6 protein-coding genes and 1 pseudogene are annotated in these 5,768 nt (G+C 34.7%); 3 read left to right on the forward strand and 4 right to left on the reverse strand.

From position 1 onward, the window contains the following. Positions 1–607: NAD(P)H-binding protein (locus AC6F75_RS09950; protein WP_500714875.1), on the reverse strand; the 607-nt coding region annotated here is incomplete at its 3' end. A gap of 12 nt (positions 608–619) precedes the next feature. Next, a complete protein-coding gene (locus AC6F75_RS09955; RefSeq protein WP_500714876.1) occupies positions 620–1,624 on the reverse strand; it encodes a PDDEXK nuclease domain-containing protein in 1,005 nt (334 codons plus the stop codon). A 76-nt stretch (positions 1,625–1,700) separates the two neighbouring features. Between AC6F75_RS09955 and dinB the strand changes: the two genes are divergently transcribed. From dinB to AC6F75_RS09970, 3 genes and pseudogenes are all read left to right on the forward strand, one after another. Continuing rightward, complete coding sequence (gene dinB / locus AC6F75_RS09960; RefSeq protein ID WP_500714880.1) at positions 1,701–2,804, forward strand: DNA polymerase IV; 1,104 nt, start codon at positions 1,701–1,703, stop codon at positions 2,802–2,804. Positions 2,805–2,867: 63 nt separating this feature from the next. Continuing rightward, positions 2,868–3,158, forward strand: coding sequence for a nucleotidyltransferase domain-containing protein (locus tag AC6F75_RS09965; protein ID WP_500714877.1), 291 nt, complete (start codon positions 2,868–2,870; stop codon positions 3,156–3,158). A gap of 28 nt (positions 3,159–3,186) precedes the next feature. After that, positions 3,187–3,501, forward strand: a pseudogene (locus tag AC6F75_RS09970) (HepT-like ribonuclease domain-containing protein). 149 nt (positions 3,502–3,650) lie between these two features. Here AC6F75_RS09970 and AC6F75_RS09975 read toward each other — a convergent pair. Continuing rightward, entirely contained in the window at positions 3,651–4,589 is a 939-nt protein-coding gene (locus tag AC6F75_RS09975) for a T9SS type A sorting domain-containing protein (protein ID WP_500714878.1), read from the reverse strand. A 7-nt stretch (positions 4,590–4,596) separates the two neighbouring features. Beyond that, on the reverse strand, positions 4,597–5,409 hold the full coding sequence (locus AC6F75_RS09980) for an NAD(P)-dependent oxidoreductase (RefSeq protein WP_500714879.1): 813 nt from the start codon (positions 5,407–5,409) through the stop codon (positions 4,597–4,599). Between the last annotated feature and the right edge of the window lie 359 nt (positions 5,410–5,768).

Raw genomic sequence — 5,768 nt, forward strand, 5'->3', positions numbered from 1 at the left:
TTTTGGAATATCCTTGGTTAGCAAGAACGGCCATCGCTTTTGCAATCGTTTCCGGAGAGATGGTGCGGTAGTTTTTGGGGATAATGGGATTTAATATTTTAAAAAGTATTTTGGCAATGGATTCGCCAATTCGGGTCTCATTCCTTTTTCCACTTATTAATCCGGGTTGTAAAATGTATGTTTCAGGTATTTTCTGTTTGAGGACATCGCGTTCCATTTCGCCTTTGATCTTGTTGTAAAATACCTTGCTGCCGGGGTTTGCCCCCATTGCCGAAATTATTATAAAGGTATTGATGTTGTTCTCCTTGCACAGTTTCGCTGCAGCGGAAGGGATCCCATGGTCAATCTTTTTATAAGTGCGGTTATCAGGTGTTTTTGATTTGGTAGTGCCAATACAACAAAAGACCTCATCTGCCCGAAAGTCCTTTTTATGATTTTCCAGCTCAAATAAATCAATGAGGCGTTCTTCAAGTTTTGGGCTTTGGATACCAACACTACTGCGGGAAAACAATTTGATTTTACTATACCGTTCGTCTTTCAACAAAAGGTTGAGTAAAATACCGCCTGTCAAACCCGTGGCGCCTAAAATGATTGCTGTTTTTTTCATTTCAGTTCCTCTTTACTCCAAAGATTTATTTTGTTCTATTTTTTCTTTGGCTGTTATAAAAGCCTGATGCAGTTTAGTTTCCAACAAAGACTTTTCAGGCAATTCAGTCCAATATTCAGCTACCATAATTCCATCTCTGCCCATTTCCAGTAGTTCTATTTGCTCACTGCTTTTCTCAGCACATAGTATTAATCCTAAAGGGGGGTTTTCGCCATCTTGCTTTTCATATTTATCCAGCCATTTTAAGTAAAGTTCCATTTGTCCTTTGTATGCAGCTTTGAATTTTCCCAATTTCAATTCTATGGCGATGAGGCGTTTTAGTTTTCGATGGAAAAACAATAAGTCCAGATAAAAATCTTCACTATCAATAATCATCCTTTTTTGCCGTTCCACAAAAGTAAACCCTTTTCCAAGCTCTAAAATAAAATGTTCCAACTCTTTAAGAATAGCGCCCTCTAAATCATTTTCCAAATAGCCTTCTTTTAACCCAAGGAAATCCAAAAAATAAGGGTCTTTAAATGAGGTTTGTATCTCTATTGATGATTGAACTAATTGAGTTTTAGCGATTTCTTTGCGTTCAAAAGCTTTGCGTTCAATTTGGCGAGTGAGTTCTCTTTTACTCCAAGATTCTTCGGCGGCATTGTGGGCATAAAACATCCTTTTGTTTGTTTCTTTTATGGGGATGAGTATGGTAAAATGTGTCCAACTTAATTGTCGTGCCAGCGGTGCGACAATTTCTAAATTTGAAAACACTTGGGCAAACTGCATCATTCGCCTCAAATTTTTTTCTTGAAATGATTTTCCATATACTTGAGATAATTGTTGCGACAATGAAACTACTATTTCTTTTCCATAGGATGCTCGTTCATTTTCTAAAACTTCAGTGTTAATTCTCTTACCAACCTGCCAATAAACCAAAGTAATTGTATTATTTACTTGTTTGGATAGGTGCTTTTTGCCTTGTTCAATAATTTGACTAAGGTCTTGAAATAATTCATTTTCAGGCAATTTTGTCATTTCAATAATCTTTGAAAAAATTGATTAATTGGATTTGAATAAATTCATAGACCTAAAATTACAGTATTTTTGTTTTATGCACGACGAAATTCCAATGAGAAAAATAATCCATGTGGATATGGACGCCTTTTTTGCTTCAGTAGAGCAATTGGACAATCCTGAGCTGCGTGGCAAGCCCATTGTAGTTGGCGGCAGCTCTGATCGTGGCGTGGTGGCCGCAGCAAGCTATGAAGCAAGAAAGTTTGGGGTGCGCAGTGCAATGTCCAGCGTGGTTGCAAGAAAATTGTGTCCTGAGCTGATTTTTGTCAAATCAAATTTTGAACGTTATAAAGAAGTTTCCCAAAAAATCAGGAAAATATTTCTGGAATATACAGATAAGGTTGAGCCGCTATCTCTTGACGAAGCCTATCTCGATGTAACCGAAAACAAAAAAGGCAACCCCAGTGCTTCGCTTATAGCGAAAGAAATCCGGCAAAAAATAGTTGAACAAACCGGGTTGACTGCTTCAGCAGGGATTTCAATCAATAAATTTATCGCCAAAGTGGCCAGTGATATCAATAAGCCCAACGGTCAAAAAACAATCGGTCCTGAAGAAGTTTTGGGTTTCCTTGAAACCCTGGACATCAGGAAATTTTATGGTGTGGGGAAAGTCACACAGGAAAAAATGTACAATCTTGGCATTTTCACAGGAAAAGACTTGAAAAGCAAATCGCTTGAATACCTCACGGAAACCTTTGGGAAAAGCGGGGCATATTACTATTATGTAGTACGTGGCATCCACAAAAGTGAAGTGAAACCCAACCGCATCAGAAAATCATTGGGGGCTGAACGCACATTTTTTGAAAACATCTCTTCAGAAATATTTATGTTGGAACGTTTACAAGACATCGCCGATGAGCTTGAACACCGGCTTAAAAAGTCAAAAGTTGCCGGGAAAACCATTACACTAAAAATTAAGTATAGTGACTTCACTTTGCAAACACGTAGTAAAACCTTGCCTTATTTTATTTCAGACAAAGCTTTGATTTTAGAAACCGTGAAAGAACTTTTGTTTCAGGAAAGAACACTTGACTCAGTGCGGTTGTTGGGGATATCGCTTTCAAACCTCAATACCGATAAAAAAACAACCGCCACCTCCAAAAAGGAAACAGTTGCCGTACAGTTGCGGTTTGAGTTTTGACAATTTTTAGGTTATATATGACCAAATTGAATATGATTAATTAAAATTTGGTATTTTTGAGTTATGAGAACACTGCAAGAAATAAAAAGTGAATTAGGTATTCATAAACACAGATTATTTAAAGAATACCCCATAAAATCCATGGCAATTTTTGGTTCTTATTCACGTAAAGAGCAAAATGAGGGAAGTGATTTAGATGTACTTGTAGAGTTTTCAGATAAAATAGGAATACGATTTATTGATTTGGCAGATGAATTAGAACAAATTGTAGGGTTTAAAGTTGATTTGGTTTCTAAAAAAGGTGTTAAGGAAAAGTATTTAAAATCAATTGATCCTGATTTGATTTATGTCTAAGCGAGATACATTATTGCTGTTGGAAGATATGCTTCATGCGACTCAAAAGATCAATCGATACACTTTAGGACTTGATTTTGATTCCTTTATAGCTGATGAAAAAACTTTGGATGCGGTTATTCGTAACTTTGAGATAATTGGAGAAGCTGCAAACCGAATAGACTTAAATTTTAGAGATGAACACCCTGAAATTGAGTAGAATAGAATTCGCGGATTTCGCAACCGAATAGTACATGATTATTTTGGAATTGATTATGAAATTGTTTGGGAAATTATTGAAAACTATTTGGCTGAATTAAACAATTGGCTGAAATTCATAATTGAAGACGATCATACCAAATAGACCACTCATTTAATAACCAGGCTTTGTTTTTTAAAATTTTGCAACCCTTTGCTTTTCCTTAGCATTTGCTCTCCAACCTAAATACCGACAAAACAACAACCGCCTCCAAACAAGAAACGGTTGTTGTCCAATTGAAATTTGAGTTTTAATTATTTCTTACTAACTTTTATGGTTTTAAATTGATTGTCAGTGTTTTGGAACCTTACAAGATAAACCCCTGTCTTAAGATGTCCAAAAGATATTTCATTACTTAAAAGTGTTTTTGCTTTTTGAATAACCCTACCGTCCATACTTAAAATGGAATATGAAAGCGTTTCATTTGTATTGATATATAGCATATCTGTTGTAGGGTTGGGGTAAGCAGTTAGTTCAAATTGAGCAAAGCCGGAAGTGGATAAACTACAGTCTTCAGAGAAAATGGCAGTGGGATCCACCTCCCATAAATTGTATGGAAAAACCGTGCCTGCTGTGGCAGCAGCAGCGTCATCTACTTGGATACAGGCTCCCGAGGCTATTCCTTCAGCATAAAACTCTTCGAGAATACCATTATTATCGTTTTTAATGTTGATAAAGGAAAGGTTAGGGTTAAAACTGCAATACAATTCATCCAATAGAGGGTTATTACTTAAATCTAAACTTCCGATTAAGTTTTCATCAATCCACAGGCTGCTTAAATTTACTAGAAAACTTACATCTATAGTAGTGATGAGATTTACGTCTAAAATAACTTGTTGCAAATTTAAATTATTAGACAAATCAATTGAAGTCAATTGATTGTAATCGAGCCACAATGCATATAGGTTAACATTATTGGAGACATCAATAGTAGTTAAAAAATTATTATCTGCTTCGAGTATTTCCAAAGCTGTAAAATCTTCAATACCCGTTAAATCTTCTATATCATAATCAGCAACATCAAGCCAAGTAACTCCACTGATATTTGCAGTTAAAACCTGCCCGTCAATCACATCATCAAGACCTAAGTCTATAAGTGCTTGTTCAAAGTTTTGGTCTGGGATAGCTGTAGTTTGTGCAAAAATCACTGCTGTAGTAAGCAATAGTAGGGTGATTAGGGTTATTTTTTTCATTTTAAAATTAGTTTTTAGATTTATGTTTTTTCTTCTTCAATAAAAAGGTAAGTTCAATCCCCATAAAATCACCTGAGTAATCATAAGTGCCTGACCCCGAATTGGATTGTGCAAGGTTTGAAAAGCTGAAACTTCCTTTATGAATTGATCTCAAGTTTTTTTGATAAACCAGTGAGGTTTGTAAAATAAATGGATTAAAAACAAAATATACACCGGGACTAAATTTAAAAAAAGGATGAATCGTATGTTTTGATGTTTTATTGAGTATGAAAAACATTTCATTTGAATCATCATTATATGGATCAACTAGTAATCCTGTAGAAGCTTCATAATCGCTATAAAACATAATTTCAATACCACTCCTTAAAGAAAGGAATTTATTTTTTGCTAAAGGGTATTTCCATTCTGCTTCAAGAGGCACAGAAAAATAGATTGCCAAATCTTTTAAATCTTCATCAAAAGGCTCATCTCTCCAAGGAGTTAACTCTTCTACTGGCAGTGATATGTTAAAGTTTTCAGGGCTTAAAAAACTAACTCTGGCACCTGCTCTAAACGACCACTGTCTTGAAGGATAAATAATATAGTCAAACCCCAAGCTTAAACCTATGCTGTTTTTTGTTTCAATGTCATATACTCCATTAATAACTTCGGTTTTTGCCTTATCATAAATCCGGGGAGATAGTGTAAGCCCCCATTGTTTATACTCTTTAAAAACTTCAAAAGGGTCATTCTCTGAATCTATATCTTGAGAAAATATGCTTGAAGTTGTGAAAATAAGGGCGATTGCTAGAATCGCCCCTTTATTAAATTTACTGTTCATAATCAATATCATTCTAAATATATGACTGTTGATGTTGTTGCATTATTGCGACAGGTTTACCCACTTTAAACACCTTAGCTTCATATTGAAATGCAGATTTCTTTTCTTACAGTATATCAAAGTATCTGTAAAAATTACTTTTAACTAAAATCTGAAGCTTTAATTAATTAATATGGGGATGATTCATTTTTTTGAAAAACAAATTAAGTTATTTTAATACTACATATTTATGTTATTGCAGCCATAAGTTATGTGGCTCTAAACATATTTTATATATATTTCCTCAAATCCGCAAGTAGTTAATTTGTCGTTTTAAAATCTATTTTGTAGGGTAAATTTAAGATTTTCCTATACTATTC

It is taken from the genome of Planktosalinus sp. (assembly GCF_059864935.1).

What these genes read in the sequence shown, in the direction of transcription:
- AC6F75_RS09975 (WP_500714878.1), bottom strand. Translation starts at nt 4,589, where the DNA reads ATGAAAAAAATAACCCTAATCACCCTACTATTGCTTACTACAGCAGTG.
- dinB (WP_500714880.1), top strand. Translation starts at nt 1,701, where the DNA reads ATGCACGACGAAATTCCAATGAGAAAAATAATCCATGTGGATATGGAC.
- AC6F75_RS09965 (WP_500714877.1), top strand. Translation starts at nt 2,868, where the DNA reads ATGAGAACACTGCAAGAAATAAAAAGTGAATTAGGTATTCATAAACAC.
- AC6F75_RS09980 (WP_500714879.1), bottom strand. Translation starts at nt 5,409, where the DNA reads ATGAACAGTAAATTTAATAAAGGGGCGATTCTAGCAATCGCCCTTATT.
- AC6F75_RS09955 (WP_500714876.1), bottom strand. Translation starts at nt 1,624, where the DNA reads ATGACAAAATTGCCTGAAAATGAATTATTTCAAGACCTTAGTCAAATT.